The sequence below is a fragment of the Salipiger sp. genome, from assembly GCF_048261495.1.
In the GTDB taxonomy this organism is placed as follows: domain Bacteria; phylum Pseudomonadota; class Alphaproteobacteria; order Rhodobacterales; family Rhodobacteraceae; genus Salipiger.
The window spans coordinates 251,153-267,787 of record NZ_JBLXFX010000003.1 but is presented as its reverse complement, the minus strand read 5'-3'; the positions used below and the strand labels follow the sequence as shown (position 1 = coordinate 267,787).

Annotated in this window: 15 protein-coding genes; 2 read left to right on the top strand and 13 right to left on the bottom strand. The window is 68.3% G+C overall.

Going from position 1 to position 16,635, the window contains the following annotated elements; genetic code table 11:
• Positions 1-14 precede the first annotated feature (14 nt).
• From ACN0RJ_RS07870 to ACN0RJ_RS07850, 5 genes are all read right to left on the bottom strand, one after another.
• Positions 15-731 (bottom strand): class I SAM-dependent methyltransferase, encoded by a 717-nt coding sequence (locus ACN0RJ_RS07870; RefSeq protein ID WP_417723915.1) that lies wholly within the window; start codon positions 729-731, stop codon positions 15-17.
• On the bottom strand, positions 728-2,347 hold the full coding sequence (cimA, locus tag ACN0RJ_RS07865; RefSeq protein ID WP_417723914.1) for a citramalate synthase: 1,620 nt from the start codon (positions 2,345-2,347) through the stop codon (positions 728-730). Before cimA ends, ACN0RJ_RS07870 begins: the two co-directional genes overlap by 4 nt.
• A gap of 244 nt (positions 2,348-2,591) precedes the next feature.
• A complete protein-coding gene (cysS, locus tag ACN0RJ_RS07860; RefSeq protein ID WP_417723913.1) occupies positions 2,592-4,049 on the bottom strand; it encodes a cysteine--tRNA ligase in 1,458 nt (485 codons plus the stop codon).
• Between the two features lie 142 nt (positions 4,050-4,191).
• Positions 4,192-4,728, bottom strand: a complete 537-nt coding sequence (locus tag ACN0RJ_RS07855; RefSeq protein ID WP_417723912.1) for a DUF1697 domain-containing protein — start codon at positions 4,726-4,728, stop codon at positions 4,192-4,194.
• 45 nt (positions 4,729-4,773) lie between these two features.
• Positions 4,774-5,154: a VOC family protein gene (locus ACN0RJ_RS07850; RefSeq protein ID WP_417723911.1), complete on the bottom strand. Its 381-nt coding sequence runs from the start codon at positions 5,152-5,154 to the stop codon at positions 4,774-4,776.
• Between the two features lie 160 nt (positions 5,155-5,314).
• Between ACN0RJ_RS07850 and ACN0RJ_RS07845 the strand changes: the two genes are divergently transcribed.
• Positions 5,315-5,686: an MmcQ/YjbR family DNA-binding protein gene (locus tag ACN0RJ_RS07845; RefSeq protein WP_417723910.1), complete on the top strand. Its 372-nt coding sequence runs from the start codon at positions 5,315-5,317 to the stop codon at positions 5,684-5,686.
• A gap of 55 nt (positions 5,687-5,741) precedes the next feature.
• Here ACN0RJ_RS07845 and mltG read toward each other — a convergent pair whose 3' ends face one another.
• From mltG to ACN0RJ_RS07825, 4 genes are all read right to left on the bottom strand, one after another.
• Positions 5,742-6,905, bottom strand: a complete 1,164-nt coding sequence (gene mltG / locus ACN0RJ_RS07840) for an endolytic transglycosylase MltG (RefSeq protein WP_417720014.1) — start codon at positions 6,903-6,905, stop codon at positions 5,742-5,744.
• Position 6,906: 1 nt separating this feature from the next.
• Complete coding sequence (gene fabF, locus ACN0RJ_RS07835) at positions 6,907-8,166, bottom strand: beta-ketoacyl-ACP synthase II (RefSeq protein WP_417720013.1); 1,260 nt, start codon at positions 8,164-8,166, stop codon at positions 6,907-6,909.
• 85 nt (positions 8,167-8,251) lie between these two features.
• Positions 8,252-9,052: a glycosyl transferase gene (locus ACN0RJ_RS07830; protein WP_417720012.1), complete on the bottom strand. Its 801-nt coding sequence runs from the start codon at positions 9,050-9,052 to the stop codon at positions 8,252-8,254.
• 117 nt (positions 9,053-9,169) lie between these two features.
• Positions 9,170-10,333 carry a M20 aminoacylase family protein gene (locus ACN0RJ_RS07825; RefSeq protein ID WP_417720011.1) on the bottom strand — a complete coding sequence of 388 codons (1,164 nt, stop codon included), beginning with the start codon at positions 10,331-10,333 and terminating at the stop codon, positions 9,170-9,172.
• A gap of 267 nt (positions 10,334-10,600) precedes the next feature.
• Here ACN0RJ_RS07825 and ACN0RJ_RS07820 point away from each other — a divergent pair, with 267 nt between their 5' ends.
• Entirely contained in the window at positions 10,601-11,161 is a 561-nt protein-coding gene (locus ACN0RJ_RS07820) for a CHAP domain-containing protein (protein WP_417720010.1), read from the top strand.
• 94 nt (positions 11,162-11,255) lie between these two features.
• Here ACN0RJ_RS07820 and ACN0RJ_RS07815 read toward each other — a convergent pair whose 3' ends face one another.
• From ACN0RJ_RS07815 to ACN0RJ_RS07800, 4 genes are read right to left on the bottom strand one after another with little or no spacing between them, the layout of a single operon-like run.
• Positions 11,256-12,617 carry an NAD(P)/FAD-dependent oxidoreductase gene (locus ACN0RJ_RS07815; protein WP_417723909.1) on the bottom strand — a complete coding sequence of 454 codons (1,362 nt, stop codon included), beginning with the start codon at positions 12,615-12,617 and terminating at the stop codon, positions 11,256-11,258.
• Entirely contained in the window at positions 12,614-13,780 is a 1,167-nt protein-coding gene (gene argE, locus ACN0RJ_RS07810) for an acetylornithine deacetylase (RefSeq protein WP_417720008.1), read from the bottom strand. Before argE ends, ACN0RJ_RS07815 begins: the two co-directional genes overlap by 4 nt.
• A 58-nt stretch (positions 13,781-13,838) precedes the next feature.
• Positions 13,839-14,750: an endonuclease/exonuclease/phosphatase family protein gene (locus tag ACN0RJ_RS07805; RefSeq protein WP_417723908.1), complete on the bottom strand. Its 912-nt coding sequence runs from the start codon at positions 14,748-14,750 to the stop codon at positions 13,839-13,841.
• Between the two features lie 37 nt (positions 14,751-14,787).
• Entirely contained in the window at positions 14,788-16,620 is a 1,833-nt protein-coding gene (locus tag ACN0RJ_RS07800) for a dipeptide ABC transporter ATP-binding protein (RefSeq protein ID WP_417723907.1), read from the bottom strand.
• Positions 16,621-16,635 lie beyond the last annotated feature (15 nt).

The following is a 16,635-nucleotide window of genomic DNA, read 5'->3' as shown; positions in this document are numbered from 1 at the left end:
GGAAAGGAAAAGGGTCAGCTCGGGCGGGCGAGCACGAGCGCGTAGGCGATTTGCTCCGGTGCCGCGCGCCAGAGCGCGATTTCCCGCGCCGCACCGTCGAGCACCGCCATCATTTCCGCATCCGCCCCCGGGCGCAGGGTCGCGATCCGCGCTTCGAGCGCACCGTAGTAACCCGCCCAGGGAGCACCGGAGACGATCCGCACATCGAGGCTGCGATACCCCGCCGACGCGACCCGCGCGACGATCCCGCCGATGTCGGTGATGCGGGGGTAGTCCTGCCAGAAGGCGCGCACGGCCTCGGGCTCCGCGCCCCCGAGCAGCACCGGCTCGGAAAAAGCCACCGCCCCGCCGGGCACCAGCGCGTCGCGCCAGCGCCGCAGCCCCTCCGTCACCCCGAGGAAATAGAGCGCGCCGGCCGACCAGATCAGATCGTAGGGGCCGGTCAGCGCCTCCATGTCGCCTTGCCGGACGCGCACATGCGGCAGGTGCGATATCCGTGCTCCGGCCTCGGCCACCAGGTGCGGCAGGGCCTCGACCCCTTCGATCCGGGCTTCGGGCAGCGCCGTGCCCAGCGTCAGGCAATCGGCGCCCGACCCGCAGCCCGCGTCGCAGACCGACACCGGGCCCGCCACGCCCAGCCGGTCGAGCGCCCAGAGCACATCCGCCGCCTCGCCCGGCCCCTCCCGGTCGAGACCGGAATACAGCGTCAGGAAGGCAGCAGGCAGGGTCACCGCCGCTCTCCGCAATCGCGGATCAGCTTCCAGCGCACCGCGTCGAGCAGCGCCTCGAAGGAGGCGTCGACGATGTTCGCGCTCACGCCGACGGTCTGCCAGCGTCGCCCCTGCCCGTCCTGGCTGTCGATGATCACGCGAGTCACGGCCTCGGTCCCGCCCTGGGTGATGCGCACCTTGAAGTCCACCAGCCGCATGTCGTCGATCATCGCCTGGTAGGGTCCGAGATCCTTGGCCAGCGCCTTGGACAGCGCGTTCACCGGGCCCCGGTCGGCGCCGTCATTGTCGAGGCTCTCGGACACCGAGAGCTTCTTCTCGCCGTCGACCTTCACCACCACCACCGCTTCGGAAAGCGAGACCATCCGGTCGTACTTGTTCTTGCGCCGCTCGATGGTGACGCGGTAGCGCTTGACCTCGAAGAACTCCGGCAGCCGCCCCAGTTCCTCGCGCGCCAGCAGCTCGAAGCTCGCCTGGGCGGTGTCGTAGGTATAGCCCTCGGCCTCGCGCGCCTTGATGCGGTCGAGGATGCGGGCCAGCGCCGGATCGTCCTTTGCCACCTCCAGCCCCGCCTCGGCCAGACGGCGGCGCAGGTTGGACTGGCCCGCCTGGTTCGACATCGGGATGACCCGGCGGTTGCCCACGGCGGCGGGGTCGATGTGTTCGTAGGTCGTCGGGTCCTTGAGGATCGCGCTCGCGTGCAGCCCGGCCTTGTGGGCAAAGGCCGAGGAGCCGACATAGGGTGCCTGCCGCATCGGCACGCGGTTCAGCACCTCGTCGAGCATCCGGCTGACCTGCGTCAGACCCTCCAGCGCCTCGCGCGGGACACCGGTGTCGAAGCGGCCGGCATAGGGTTCCTTCAGCAGCAGCGTCGGGATCAGCGACGTGAGGTTCGCATTGCCGCAGCGCTCGCCCAGGCCGTTGAGCGTTCCCTGCACCTGCCGCGCCCCGGCGAGGATCGCGGCGAGCGATCCGGCGACGGCGTTCTCGGTGTCGTTGTGCGTGTGGATCCCGAGGTTGTCGCCCGGAATCCCGCCCTCGATGACCTCGGCCACGATGGTGCCGATGTCGTCCGGCAGGGTGCCGCCGTTGGTGTCGCAGAGCACGATCCACCGCGCCCCGGCGTCGAACGCCGCGCGCAGGCAGGACAGCGCATAGCCCCGGTCGGCCTTCCAGCCGTCAAAGAAATGTTCCGCGTCGAACAGCGCCTCGCGACGCTGTGCGACGATATGGGCGACGGAGGCGCGGATGTTCTCGAGGTTCTCCTCGAGCGTGATGCCGAGCGCGGTCTCGACGTGAAAGACGTGGGTCTTGCCGACCAGGCAGACCGCAGGCGTGCCCGCGTTGAGCACGGCCGAGAGCACCTCGTCGTTGGCCGCCGACCGGCCCGCCCGCTTGGTCATGCCGAAGGCGGTCAGGGTGGCGCGGGTGGCGGGGACCTCGTCGAAGAAGGCGCTGTCGGTGGGATTGGCCCCCGGCCAGCCGCCTTCGATGTAATCCACGCCGAGTCCGTCGAGGGCGGCGGCGATCCGCAGCTTCTCGGCGGTCGAGAACTGCACGCCCTGCGTCTGCTGTCCGTCGCGCAGGGTGGTGTCGTAGAGGTAAAGCCGCTCGGTCATCGCCCTGCTCCCTTTGTCACGGAGGGTTCCGCGGTTCCCCCGCACGGAATCAAGCCGAAGGCGCCGTGCCAGCGCCGACCCGTCCCGGCGGGCTGGCGCTTTGGCGACGTTGGTACGACCCTCTGAGGTCTTCCGGATGCATCACGATCAAGCGCACCCGACCCGGCGTTGGAGCGCCATCCCACGGTCCGGCGCTCGCACGGCTCAGCGTCGCGCCAAGCCCGAGGTTCTGCAAAGGTGCGGTTCATTCCAGCGCCTCCAGCTTGGCAACGTCAAAACCGGGACCCGGCAGCAATTCCACTCCCGTCTTCGACATCCGCACCTCGACACCGGCCTCGACCAAAGCAGTCTTCAGCCGGTCGACTTCGGAGAAATCCTTTGTCTCCATGGCCGTCCGTCGCGCGTCCGCCAGGACATTGCCCAGCTCTTCCAGACGCAGCTGCGCGGACGGGTTGCCGTTCGCGCAGCCAAGGACCCACGCCCCCATCGTGGCATTGTCTTCGAGCAGACCCAGCAACCGGGCGGATGCGGCGAAATCATCGACCTCCGAGGGCGGAACCTCCGAAGGCTGGCGCTTGGCGATGCCGCCTGCGAGCTTGTGAAGTTCGGAAATGGCGTTCGAGGTGTTGAGGTCGTCGGCCAGTGCCGCAACCACCGCAACGTCCGGCTTGCCATCTGCCGAGGCCGCGTTCGCGAGGCTCCGCCAGTGGCGCAACGTCGCTTCCGCTTCCGCGCGCTTCTTGTCCGTCCAGTCCATCGGCTTGCGGTAGTGGGTCGACAGCATCACGAAGCGGATCACCTCGCCCGGCACGCCCTGTTCGAGCAGGTCGCGGACGGTGAAGAAATTGCCCAGCGACTTGGACATCTTCTTGCCCTCGACCTGCAGCATCTCGTTGTGCATCCAGACGCGCGCCATCTCGTCGGTATGGTTGGCGCAGCAGCTCTGCGCGATCTCGTTCTCGTGGTGCGGGAACATCAGGTCGTTGCCGCCTCCGTGGATGTCGAAGGTGTCGCCGAGCAGCGCCTTCGCCATGGCCGAGCATTCGATGTGCCAGCCGGGCCGGCCCCGACCCCAGGGCGAATCCCAGCCCGGCAGATCGGAGTCCGAGGGTTTCCACAGCACGAAATCCATCGGATCGCGCTTGTAGGGGGCGACCTCGACCCGCGCACCGGCGATCATGTCGTCCACCGACCGCCCGGAAAGCGCGCCGTAGCGTTCCTTCCACGATCCGACCGAGAACAGCACATGGCCGTCGACCTCGTAGGCGTGACCCTGAGTGACGAGACCCGCGATCATCTCCTTCATTTCGTCGATGTAGCGCGTCGCGCGGGGCATCTCGTCGGGCTCGGCCACGCCGATCGCGGCCATGTCGGCCAGATACCAGCCGATCGTCTCCTCGGTCCGTTCGGCGATCAGCTCCTCGAGCGAGCGCGGATCGCCCGCCTCCTTGCGGGCGAGGGCCGTGGCGTTGATCTTGTCGTCCACGTCGGTGAAGTTGCGGACGTAGGTGACATGATCCGCGCCGTAGGCATGGCGCAGCAGCCGCGCCAGCACGTCGAAGACGATGGCGGGGCGCGCGTTGCCGAGATGAGCGCGGTCATAGACCGTCGGGCCGCAGACATACATCCGCACGTTTGCCGGGTCGATGGGCGCGAACGGCTCCTTCTTCCGGGTGCGGGTGTTGGTCAATGAGATGTCCATGGCGCGCTCCTTCGTGACGCGGGGTCGCGGCGGGAGTAGCAACTTCGTATCTCGATTGGAATAGAAGACCGGCCCGCCAGAAATTCAGCAGGTAATGCAGCAGATCCGGATGGTGATGCTGGTGGTCATGCGAAGGCGCTTATCACGCGCCGCCGCGCGCGTCCAGCATCGCCACCAGCTTGCGCAGGCTGCGCAGGTTGCGCGCGGTGATCGGGCAGCCGACGATGCGCTCGAGCCGCTCCGCCACCTTCGAGCGGCCGAACCCGCCCGGCGTATGCAGCCAGACGAGGCCCCTGCCCGCTTCGAGCCCGTCGCCATCGGCCGCGACGCGCTCGAAGAGATCCCGGTCCGGCGCGGGCACGGCGAAGGCAAAGGCGGCATGAACGAGGCGATCGTCCTGCGGATCGAAGGGGCAGTCCTCGACCGCGTGGCGCAGCACCTCCGGCGCGAGGACGAGAACCGGCACGTCGAGGCCCGTCCCGGCCTTCAGCGCGTCGTGCAGCGCGGCGGAGAGGCTGTCGGGCGTCCCGTCGGCGCGAAACAGCACGTTGCCCGAAGCGACATGGGTTGCGACCTCCTGCCACCCGAGCCCGGCACAGAACGTGCGAAGCTCGGCCATCGGCAGACGGTTGGCACCCCCGACGTTGATCCCTCGCAACAGCGCGACGCGGTCCGGCATGGCATCCTCCGTTTTCGGCAGAGTGCGGTCCGCGCCGCGCGGAGGTCAAGCGTAGCTGACCACTTCGTATTCCACGCCGTCGGGACCGTCGAAGTAGAACCTGCGCCCCGGTTCGTAATCCGCGTGTTCATGCGGCACGAACCCCGCGTCGATCACCCGGCGTTCGGCCGCGTCGAGATCCGCGACCACCACGCCGATGTGGTTCAGCCCGCCTTCGACCGAATGCCGCGCCACGGTGCCCAGCGTTTTCCCGCCCGGCCGGTAGAGCGCGAGATAGGCGGAGTCGGTTCCCACGTGCACCGCGTAGCCATCGCCCATGGCGGCCCCCTCCCAGCGGATGTGCCAGTCGAAGAGATCGGCAAGCAGGGTTGCGGTCGCCTTGGGGTCGGTGACGGCGATGTTCACGTGTTCGAGTCTGGTCGTCATGTCAGGGTCCTTTGCCCGCAGTGGTCACTCGGGGCAGTCTCGGACCTCAACCGCGCTTCAGGTCAAACGGAAACTCTTCCCGTGACAAAGGCACTTGCGGGAATTCCCTAAATGCCGAAACGAACTTGCCAGCTTGCCGGGGCTGCGTCACCCTGACCGCATGGAGCGCGATTCCGTCAACCTGATCTGCAAGACCCTGCCCGGTGCCGAAGTGTCGGACCCCTGGGGCGGCGGGCATGATGCCTGGAAGATCGGCGGCAAGATGTTCGCCTGCATCGGCGCCATGGGCGACGGCGTGTCGGTCAAGACCGCCTCGGTCGAGGAGGCGGAGTTCCTGATCGACATGGGGCGCGGCGTGAAGGCGCCCTATTTCCACCGCTCCTGGATCAAGCTCGGCTGGGACGTTCCCGAGGACGAGATGCGCGACCGCCTCGTCACCTCCTACCGAATCGTGCGCGGCGGGCTGACCAAAAGGCTCCAGGCGACGCTCGGCCCGATGCCGCCCGACACGGAACAGCCCTCCCGCACGTGAAAACGCCGGCGCGCATGACACCGGCGTTCCCATTGGTCCGTCGCACCGCGAACGGCTACTGGTTCGCGCGCTCCGCCTCGAGCTTGCGATAGGCCGCGACGTTGCGGTTGTGCTCGTCCAGCGTCGCCGCGAAGTTGTGGCCGTCGCGCGGGTCCAGCGTCTTCGCGACGAAGTAGATGTAATCGGTCTGCGCCGGGTTGAGCGCCGCCTCGATGCTGTCGCGCCCCGGGTTGGCGATGGGGGTCGGCGGCAGGCCCGATATCACGTAGGTGTTGTACGGCGTTTCCGTACGCAGTTCGGACTGGCGCAGGCCGCGGCCCAGAACGCCCTCGCCCTTGGTGATGCCGTAGATCACCGTGGGGTCGGTCTGCAGCCTCATGCCGCGCTCGAGCCGGTTGGTGAAGACGCTCGCCACCTGCGCGCGTTCCTCGTCGCCGCCGGTTTCCTTCTCGACGATGGAGGCGAGGATCAGCGCCTCTTCCGGCGTGGAGACGGCGATGCCCTCGGCGCGGTTGGCCCAGGCATTGGCAAGGATGATCTCCTGCGCGTCCTGCATCCGCTCGATCACGCTGGCGCGGGTGTCGCCCTTGGTGATCTCGTAGCTGTCGGGCGCGAGCGAACCCTCGGCGGGAAGATCGCCGACCGTCCCGTCCAGGATGTCGACCTGCTTGAGTTCGTCGACGACGTGCCAGCTCGTCACGCCTTCGGCCAGGGCGATGCGGAACCGGGTGCCGGCCTCGGCGGTGTAATCCGCATAGGCGCTCGGCACCGGGTCTTCGCCGGGGGTGAACTTGATGACTTCCTTGTAGCGCCCCTCGGCGGGATCGAGTTCGCGCACCTCGACGGTCGCATTGGTGACACCGATGCGGTAGACCACCTCGGTCCCGCAGGTCGAAGCGCCGCCACGGGTCACGATATCGACGATCTGCGACATCGAGGCCCGCTCGGGCACGAGGTAGGAACCGGCCTTGAGCGCCTGCGACTTGTCGGAATAATCCGCCCCCAGCCGCAGCAGCGTGCCGGAGGAAATCGCGCCCTGGCTCACCAGATCCTCGGACACGCGCGAAAAGTTGCTGCCGCGCTTGACCTGAAGGCAGATCGGCTGATCCAGCGGACCCTGGGCGTCATATTCGTTCTGGGCCCAGATCAGCGCGCCGCCGAACAGGAACACGACGACCACGAGAAAGGTCATCGCGTTCGAGGCGATGTGTCGCCACATGTCAGGACACCTTCCCGAAGATCACGCTGGCATTGGTGCCGCCGAACCCGAAGGAGTTCGACAGCGCATGGGTGATGACCCGCTCGCGCTTGGCGTTGGGGGCGAGGTCGATGGGAGTCTCGACGGCGGGATTGTCGAGGTTGATCGTCGGCGGGGCGACCTGGTCGCGGATCGCGAGGATCGAGAAGATCGCCTCGATCGCGCCCGCCGCACCGAGCAGGTGGCCGGTGGCGGACTTGGTCGAGGACATGGTGACCCTGGAGGCGTGATCGCCGAGGATCCGCTCCACCGCGGCAAGTTCGATCACGTCCGCCATGGTCGAGGTGCCATGCGCATTGATGTAGTCGATGTCGCTGGCCTGAAGCCCGGCGGATTTCAGCGCCGCGCGCATGGAACGTTCGGCGCCGTCGCCGTCCTCGGCCGGGGCGGTGATGTGATAGGCGTCGCCCGACATGCCGTAGCCCAGCACCTCGGCATAGATCTTGGCGCCGCGCGCCTTGGCGTGTTCGTATTCCTCGAGCACGACCATGCCCGCGCCCTCGCCCATCACGAAGCCGTCGCGGTCGGCATCATAGGGGCGCGAGGCCTTGGTCGGGTCGTCGGCGCGCTTGGTGCTGAGCGCCTTGCAGGCGTTGAAGCCCGCGATGCCGATGCGGCAGATCGCGGCCTCGGCACCGCCGGCAACCATCACGTCGGCATCGCCGTAGCGGATGAGACGCATGGCGTCGCCGATGGCATGGGCGCCGGTGGAACAGGCGGTGACGACCGAATGGTTCGGCCCGCGGAACCCGTAGCGGATGCTGACCTGACCCGAGATCAGGTTGATCAGCGCCCCCGGCACGAAGAAGGGAGAGACCCGGCGCGGGCCCTTCTCTTCCATCATCACGGCGGTGTTGGCGATGGAATTCAGCCCGCCGATGCCGGAGCCGATCAGGACGCCGGTGCGCTCCAGATCCTCGCGGTCGGTGGGCATCCAGCCGGAATCCTCGACCGCCTGCTGCGCGGCGGCCATGCCGAACAGGATGAAGGTGTCGACCTTGCGCTGGTCTTTCGGCTCCATGTAGGTGTCGGCATTGAAGGTGCCGTCGGTGCCGTCGCCGCGCTTGACCTCGCAGGCATAGGTGGTGGTCAGGCCCTCGGTGTCGAACTGCACGATCGGAGCCGCCCCCGACTGCGCGTCGAGGAGGCGTTCCCAGCTCTTTTCCACTCCATCCGCCAGCGGTGTGACGAGCCCAAGTCCGGTTACAACAACGCGTCGCATCGCTCTGCCCTTCCTCTTACGTTTCTTGTGTCAGGTTGTGCTATTATCCCGCCCCGGCCCCATGGGGCAAGCCATCATGGGCAGGTCAGCCCCATTGGCGGCCCAGATCCGCCCGCGCCCGGTCGATCCAGTGGTCGCGCAGCCAGTCGCAGGGTTTGGCGTGGCGGATGAAGGAACCGTTGTAGCCTTCGAGCGCCTCGGGCATCTTGGGGTGGCCGTGGAAGCAGACGACGCGGGCATCCCCGGGCAGTCGCGGCGGCGCGATCCAGTTGCGCGGAAAGGGATTGCAGTCGTATTTGAACGACACCACCCAGGGCTCCGGGATATAGGTGAACACGCCGCGGTCCATCGCCTTGTGGCTGGTGTAGCGCTGTTCGGAGCCGCGCGCGGTCTCGACCTCGGCAAAGGCGTTCGCGGCGAGATCGTCGTAGAGAAAGCCGTGCTGCGCCGGGTCGTAGCGGAAGACGGAGCCGTGGCCGGTGGGCCGCCCCTTGCGCTTTTCGGTCCAGTCGTGGCGCATGGCGATGGTGCCGGGCGCGAGGTCGTGGATCGCATCGAGGCTGCCGGTGATCACCACGTCCAGGTCGAATCCCAGGATCGGGCCGTCGAGATCCGGAATCAGCCCCGGCCGGAACAGCGAGACCTTGCGCATCGCGCCCTGCCGGTTGGCGACGGCCAGCGCGGCGGCCATGGGTTCGGCAAAGGGTTCGACCGGCAGGGGCAGCACCTCGATATCGGGGTGCAGCCCTTCGGCATGTTCGGTCATGCACAGGAACCGGACCGGGCGCGACAGATGACGCCGCACCCCGGAGTAGAGCCGGTTGACGTACTCCGGCCCGAAGACCGTGCCCCACTTGATGCAGGCGATGTTGGCGGTGCTGGTCACAAGGCAGTCTCCGTGCGCTCTGCCCGCGCTTTAGCCCAATGCGGTCCCGGTGGCCATCCCGTCGGACGGCGCACGATCCTCCGACGAAGGATCGCCTCCCCCGCCGGGGCGATGCGCTCAGGCGGCGGGCATGCGGCGTTCGACGATTTCCGCCCACCAGGAGCAGCCCGCCGGGATCGCCTCGTCGTTGAAGTTGTATTCCGGGTGGTGCACCGCGGCCGTATCGCCGTTGCCGACAAGGATGTAGGCGCCGGGGCGTTCCTCGAGCATGAAGGCGAAATCCTCGCCGCCCATGACCTGGGGCGCCTCCTCGCAGGAGCCGGCGACGGCCGCCGCCACCTCTGCCGCGAAGTCGGTCTGCTCGGCGTGGTTCACCATCACCGGGTAGTTGCGGGTGTAGGTCAGATCCGCCTCGCAACCCATCGCGCCCGCGATGCCGGTGGCGATCGCGGTGATCCGGGTTTCGGCGAGATCGCGGTTTTCCGGCGACAGGGTGCGCACCGTGCCGCGCATCGTGACGCGGGCGGGGATGACGTTGAACGCCTTGGAGGAGGTCTCGAAGCTGGTCACCGACACGACGATCTGGCTGATCGGATCGGCGTTGCGCGAAGCGATGGTCTGAAGCCCCAGCACGATCTGCGCCGAGGCGACCGTGGGATCCACCGTCTCGTGCGGCTTGGCGGCGTGGCCGCCGCGCCCCTCGATCACCAGTTCCCAGACATCGGTCGCGGCGAAGAAGGCGCCGGGCCGGATGGCGAAGCTGCCGACCTTCTGGCCGGGCCAGTTGTGCATGCCGTAGACTTCCTGGATGCCGAAGCGTTCCATCATCCCTTCCTTGCACATCTCGCGACCGCCGCCGCCGCCCTCTTCGGCGGGCTGGAAGATCACCGCCACGGTGCCGTCGAAATTGCGCGTCTCCGAGAGGTATTTCGCCGCCCCCAGAAGCATCGCCGTGTGGCCGTCATGGCCGCAGGCATGCATGGCGTTCGGCGTTTTGGACGCGTAGTCGAGCCCGGTCTGCTCCATGATCGGGAGGGCGTCCATGTCGGCGCGCAACCCGATCACCCTGCCGGAGGTGTCCGCCTTGCCCCGGATGATGCCGACGACCCCGGTGCGCCCGATGCCCTCGACCACCTCGTCGCAGCCGAAGGCGCGCAGCTTGTCCGCGACCAGCGCCGAGGTCCGGTGCGTGTCGAACAGGATCTCGGGGTTCTCGTGGATGTCGCGGCGCCAGGCGGTGATTTCGGGCTGGAGTTCGGCAAAGCGGTTCTTGACGGGCATGGAGGAGACTTCCGGAGTTTGATCATATTTCGCGCCGGAGCGTGACAGGTTGTGCCCGGGGCCGCAAGGCGGGCGGCGGCGCCCGGCCTCCGCAGCGCCGGTTTCCGCCGCCTGCAAAAGGTTCCCGGCCTCCCCGGCCGATCACGAAAACCGGCGGATTATTGCCGCCTCCGTGAAGACAGTCTTGATCTGAACGCCGGATTAACCAATCTGGCGGCAACTCCGGGACACATCGGAGTTGGGCAGAACGAGACACCGAGGGACAGTATGAGCGTTAGAAACGCCGCTCGACCGATGCGCGGACTGGCAGGTCTTTGCGCGTTGCTTCTTCTTACCGCCGCCTGCGCAAGGGCGCCCGAGATGCCGCAAAGGCTTTCGGACATCCAGGGCATCGACCCCGACCGCAAGGCGCTCGCGCTGCGCGAGGTCAAGTCGCTTCAGGCCAAGGGCCAGCGCGTCTGGTGCGTGCCCTTCGCGCGCAACGCCAGCGGCATCGACATCCGCGGCAATGCCAACACATGGTGGTCCCAGGCCAAGGGTCTCTACGATCGCGGCTCGGCCCCGGTCATCGGTGCCGTGATGGCGTTTTCCGCCAGCCGCAGCAACCCGATGGGTCACGTGGCCGTGGTGTCGGACGTGATCTCGGAGCGCGAAGTGCGGGTCGACCATGCCAACTGGCAGCGCAACAAGGTCTCGCTCGGGATGAAGGTCGTCGACGTGTCGGACCGCAACGACTGGACCGCGGTGCGGCTGGAAAGCCAGCCGAACGCGCTCGGCGGCGTCTACCCTGTGAGCGGCTTCATCTACCCGGCACACCACGCACAATAAGCGCGCTGTCCCGCCGCCCGTGCGGGACACCTGGCGCAGGATCCCGTCCCCCCGGGCGGGATGCCCGGCCGGGCAACGGGCACCCTCTCCCCTCTTACAGATTCGGCCCGGGCACCAGTTTCGAGCCGTCCGAGAATCGCGTGATGCGGAACCGGTCGAGATCGTGGCCCGGCGCCCTGCCCTGCGCGAGGTCCGCCGCGATCCGCCCGAAGGCCGGTCCGATGCCGAATCCGTGCCCGCACATGCCCGTGACCACGGTCAGGCCGGGAAGCTCGGGCACCGGCCCCACCACGGGCACCACATCCGGCATCACGTCGATCATTCCCGCCCAGGAGGCGCGCAGCGGCACGTCGCCCATGCCGGGGAAATGCGCGGCAAAGCGCGCGCGGGTTTCCGCGACCTTCGCGGCATTTGGCGCGGGCGACAGGATGCGCATGCGCTCGAACGGGCTTTGCGCGTCGTCCGCCCAGTGGCGCGGCGTGCCCCAGGCATCGGGATACCCGGCCGGCGACAGCGCCCGCAGCCGGACGTCGAATTCCCCCGACACCGCCAGCGGCAGGTAGCGGCGCAGGTGACGCACCGCGTCCGGTCCCACGAAAAGCTCGGAATAGGCGGCAGGCGCCAGCGTATAGCCGCCATCGGCGCGCGGGCGGAAGGCAAAGCGGTCGTCCACCCCGGCCGAGCTGACCGATTGCGGCAGGGGCGCCGTTGCCATCGCGGTCGAGCGGACCGATAGCTGCGGGATGCTCACCCCGTGGCGGCGCAGCAGCAGCGACGACCATGCGCCCCCGGCCAGCACCACGGCCCCGGCGCGCAGGGGGCCGGATTCGGTGACGACACCGGTCACCTGCCCCGCCTCCACCCTCAGGCCGCGCACGGCGCAGCCCTCGCGGATCAGCGCGCCCTCGGCGACCGCGAGGCGGGCGAGTTCCGGCACCGCGACCCAGGGCTCGCCCTTCATGTCGGTCGGCGTGTGCAGCGCCCCGACCCAGGGCGACGCGGTCGCTCCGAGCAGGGTCCGGGTCTCGTCCGCGTCCAGCAGCGTCGAGGACACCCCGAGCGGCCGCGCCCCGTCGAGCCAGCCGGAAAAGCCCGCCATGTCCCCGGCGTCGCGGGCGAGATAGCTGACCCCGACCTGCCGCACGCCGAGGCGGCCATGACAGGTGGCATCCAGATCCTTCCAGAGTTCCTGCGCTTCGAGCGCGATGGGGATTTCCGCAAGATCCCGGCCCTGCACCCGGATCCAGCCCCAGTTGCGCGAGCTTTGTTCGGCAGCCACGCGGCCCTTTTCCAGCACGATCACCCGCAGCCCGGCCCGCGCGGCGAAGAGCGCCGTGCAGATCCCGATCACCCCGCCGCCGATCACCGCGAGGTCGACCGCCTCGGGCAGCTCGGCGGCATGTTCGGGGGGCAGATCGTCATGAAAGGGAAAGACGAAGCCGTCGGGCGGGGTCATTTCAGGCGGTCCAGCAGTTTTTCCATGAAGGCCTGACCGGCCTCCAGTTGAGAGATTTCGATGTATTCGTCAGGCTGGTGCGCGATGCCGATGTCGCCCGGTCCGCAGACCACGGCATGATAGCCGCCGGCCTGGAAATGGCTGGCCTCGGTGCCGTAGCTGACCTGCATGGTGCCGTTGTCGCCGGTGATCGCGCGCACGAGTTCCTCGGCGGCGTTGTGTTCGGTCGGACGCAGCGGCGGCAGTTCGAACATCGGCTTCACCTCGATCCAGGCTTCCGGCCGGACGGCCTGCATGGCGGCCTGAAGTTCGGACACCTTGTCCATCAGCCGCTGCGTCCACATCTGCGGGTCCTCGCCCGGGATGACGCGAAAGCCCATGCCGAATTCGAAATCCCGCGCCGTGATGTTGTGGGCCGTCCCGCCCCGCGCCTGCCCGACGTGGACATTGGTATAAGGCGGGTCGAACAGCGCGGCGATCGCGTCCGGCGTGCCCTCGGCGCTGGCGGCGTTCTGCCGGTTGGCCCAGTCGATCAGCTTTGCGCCCCACATGATCGCCGACACGCCCCGGTGCAGGATCGAGCTGTGCACCTCGACGCCGTGGACGTGGATCCAGAAATTGACGCCGCCCTTGTGGCCGGTGACCGCCTTCATCATCGTCGGCTCGCCCACGATGACCGAGCGCGCCCTGGGCACCGCCCCCGCCATCGCCGCCACGAGGTCGGCGCCGCCCATGCAGCCCAGTTCCTCGTCATAGGACAGGGCAAGCTGGACGGGGGTCGACACGCCGCGGTGCTTCGCCTCGACCACGGCCCAGATCGCCAGGGCGTCGAAGCCCTTCATGTCGGTGGAGCCGCGCCCGTAGAGGCGGCCGTCGCGTTCGGTCAGGGTGAAGGGGTCCGAACTCCAGGCCTGCCCGTCGACGGGCACCACGTCGGTGTGACCGGACAGGATGACGCCGCCCTCTTCCTCGGGACCAACATGGGCAAAGAGCGCGGCCTTGATCTCGGGCTCGGACGGCTTGGGGTGGCGCTGCGCGGCGATGCCGTGGCCGGCGAGATAGCCCTCGACCCAGTCGATGAGCGGCAGGTTTGTGTCGCGGCTGACGGTCGGGAAGGCGACCAGGGTCGCGAGGATGTCGCGGGGGGAGAGGCGCGGAGTCATGACGGTTCCTTCTGTCTGCGCCCAGACGTAGCGCCCTTGCGGGCCGGGGAACAGGGGGTCAGGGCAGGAGCAGATCGGCGATGACCGGATGATGGTCGGTCGGCCAGTCCCCTGCCCGTTTTCGTTGCAGCACGAACGGTCCGGCCGCCAGCGCCACATCCGGCGAGAGGCCGATGTGGTCGATGGCCCCGAACAGGTGCAGCCCGCGGTTCATGTGCCAGGTCGCGCCGGGCACCCGCGGGAACCGCAGCCCGGCCTCTTCGAGAAGGTCCATGGTCGCCCAGCCGTGCAGCGCGTTCAGATCCCCCGCGAGGATGACCGGCATGCCCCCGGCCACCAGCGGCGCGATGCGGTCCCGGATCAGCGCCGCCGACAGCCGCCGGTTCGACGCGCTGCGGTATTCCAGGTGGACGTTCACGACGCGGAACCGCTGCCCGCGCCGGGTCTCGAATTCGGCCCAGGAGGCAAAGGCGGGCCAGGAGCCGTCGAAGGTGCGGGAATAGATTTGGTCCGGCGTTTCGGAAAAGAAGAACCACCCCTGATCGGCGAGGGTCAGGCGGTCCGGGCGGTAGAACACCGGCTGGGTCGAGGGAAAGTTCCGCCAGTCCCCCGTCGCCGCCGCGCGGTAGCCGGGATTTTGCGCCAGAAGGAAGCTGCGGGCGAGGTTGACGGAATCGTCGTCGCCGCCGGCAAAGCTCTCCATCTCCTGGAAGGCGACGATGTCGGCGTCCATCTCCTTGACCAGCGCGTCGAGCGGGCCCCTGCGCGCCTCCCACCCGGCGACCGACCAGGGACCGTCGGGCGCGCGCATGTCGATGTAGTGGACGTTGAGCGTCGCGACCCGCAGCGCATCCGGCGCGGTCGCGGCGGGCGGGGCGTCGCCGGTCGACAGGCGCCACTGCTGGGCACAGGCCGCGAGCAGCAGCGCCGCAACCGCCCCGAGCCCCCAGCGCACCACCCGCCTGCCCATCCGTCCCGTCCTTGCGCCCGTCAGGGGCGCCCCGGCGTCAATAGCCGCTGTCGGAGGTCAGGACGAAGTGCCCCGGTCCGACCTCCTCGTAGACATTCGCCGGCGGTTCGTACCCCTCCGGGTGGATCGGCGACGGGATCGGCTTGAAGTTCAGATCCTTCTCGGACTTGCGCCGGTGCGGGTCGGCGATCGGCACCGCCGACATCAGCGCCCGGGTATAGGCGTGGCGCGGATCCTCGAACACCGCCTGGCGCGGGCCGATTTCGACGATGCGCCCGAGGTACATCACGCCGACATCGTGCGACACGCGCTCGACCACCGCCATGTCGTGGCTGATGAACAGGTAGGACAGGCCCATCTCGGCCTGCAGTTCCATCATCAGGTTCAGCACCTGCGCCTGCACCGAAACGTCGAGCGCCGACACCGCCTCGTCCGCGACGATGAGCTTGGGCGAGAGCGCCAGCGCGCGGGCGATGGCGATGCGCTGGCGCTGGCCGCCGGACAGTTCGTGCGGAAATCGCCGCATGAAGCTGCGCGGCAGTTCCACGCGGTCGAACAGCATCGCCACGCGGTCGCGCATCTCCGAGCCGGAGTGCGTGCCGAAATTGCGCATCGGCTCTGCCACCTGGTCGGCGAGGTTCATCTGCGGATTGAGCGAGGCAAAGGGATCCTGGAAGATCATCTGCATGTCGCGCCTCGCCTCGCGCAGCGCCGCCGTCCCCAGCCCCATCACGTCGACCCCGTCGAGGTCGATCCGTCCCCGGTCCGGCTCCACCAGCCGCAGGATCGACCGCCCCGCCGTGGACTTGCCGCAGCCCGATTCCCCCACGAGGCTCAGCGTGCGGCCCTTGTTGAGGACAAAGCTCACATCCTCGACCGCGTGGACATTCGCGACGGTGCGGCGGAAGAAGCCGCCCTTGACCGGAAAGCGCGTGGTCAGGTTCTCGACCTTGAGCAGCGGCTGATCGGTGCCGGGGATCGGCTTCACCGCTTCCGTCTCGCGGCCGAGCAGGCGCATGGGCTCCGGCAGGCTGCGGCCGGTCATCTCGCCCAGTTTCGGCACGGCGGCCAGCAGCGCCTTGGTATAGGGGTGCTGCGGGCGCTCGAAGATCTCCTCGACCGTGCCTTCCTCGACCTTGTTGCCGCGGAACATGACGACCACGCGGTCCGCCATCTGCGCAACCACCGCCATGTCATGGGTGATGAACATGACCGCCGTCCCGGTCTCGCGCTTGAGACGGTCCATCAGGGCGAGGATCTCGGCCTGAATCGTCACGTCGAGCGCCGTGGTCGGTTCGTCCGCGATCAGCAGGCGGGGTTTGCAGGCCAGCGCCATCGCGATCACCACGCGCTGCCGCATCCCGCCGGACAATTCGTGCGGATACTGCTTGAGGCGGCGCTCCGGTTCGGGGATGCGCACCTGCTGCATGAGTTCCAGCGCGCGCGCCTCGGCCTGCGCCCTGGACATGCCGCGATGCACGCGCAGCCCCTCGGTCAGCTGACGGCCGACGGTGAACACGGGATTCAGCGCCGTCATCGGCTCCTGGAAGATCATGCCGATCTCGTTGCCGCGAATCGTGCGCATCAGGTCCTGGTCGATACGGGCGAGGTCGACCTCCCCGCCCTCCTTGCGGTCGAACAGCAGCCGCCCGTTCGCGATCTCGCCGCCGCCGAATTCGATCAGACGCATCAGCGTGAGCGAGGAAACAGACTTTCCGGATCCCGATTCGCCAACGATGCAGACGGTCTCGCCGGAGCGGACGTCGAAGCTCACGTCCTCCACGCCGGCGACCGGCCCGTCCTTGGTCTGGAACTCGACCCGGAGGTTTTCGATCCGGGCGATCGGCCCGGCCTGAGGGTTGTCCAGCATTTGCGCGCTCCCGAT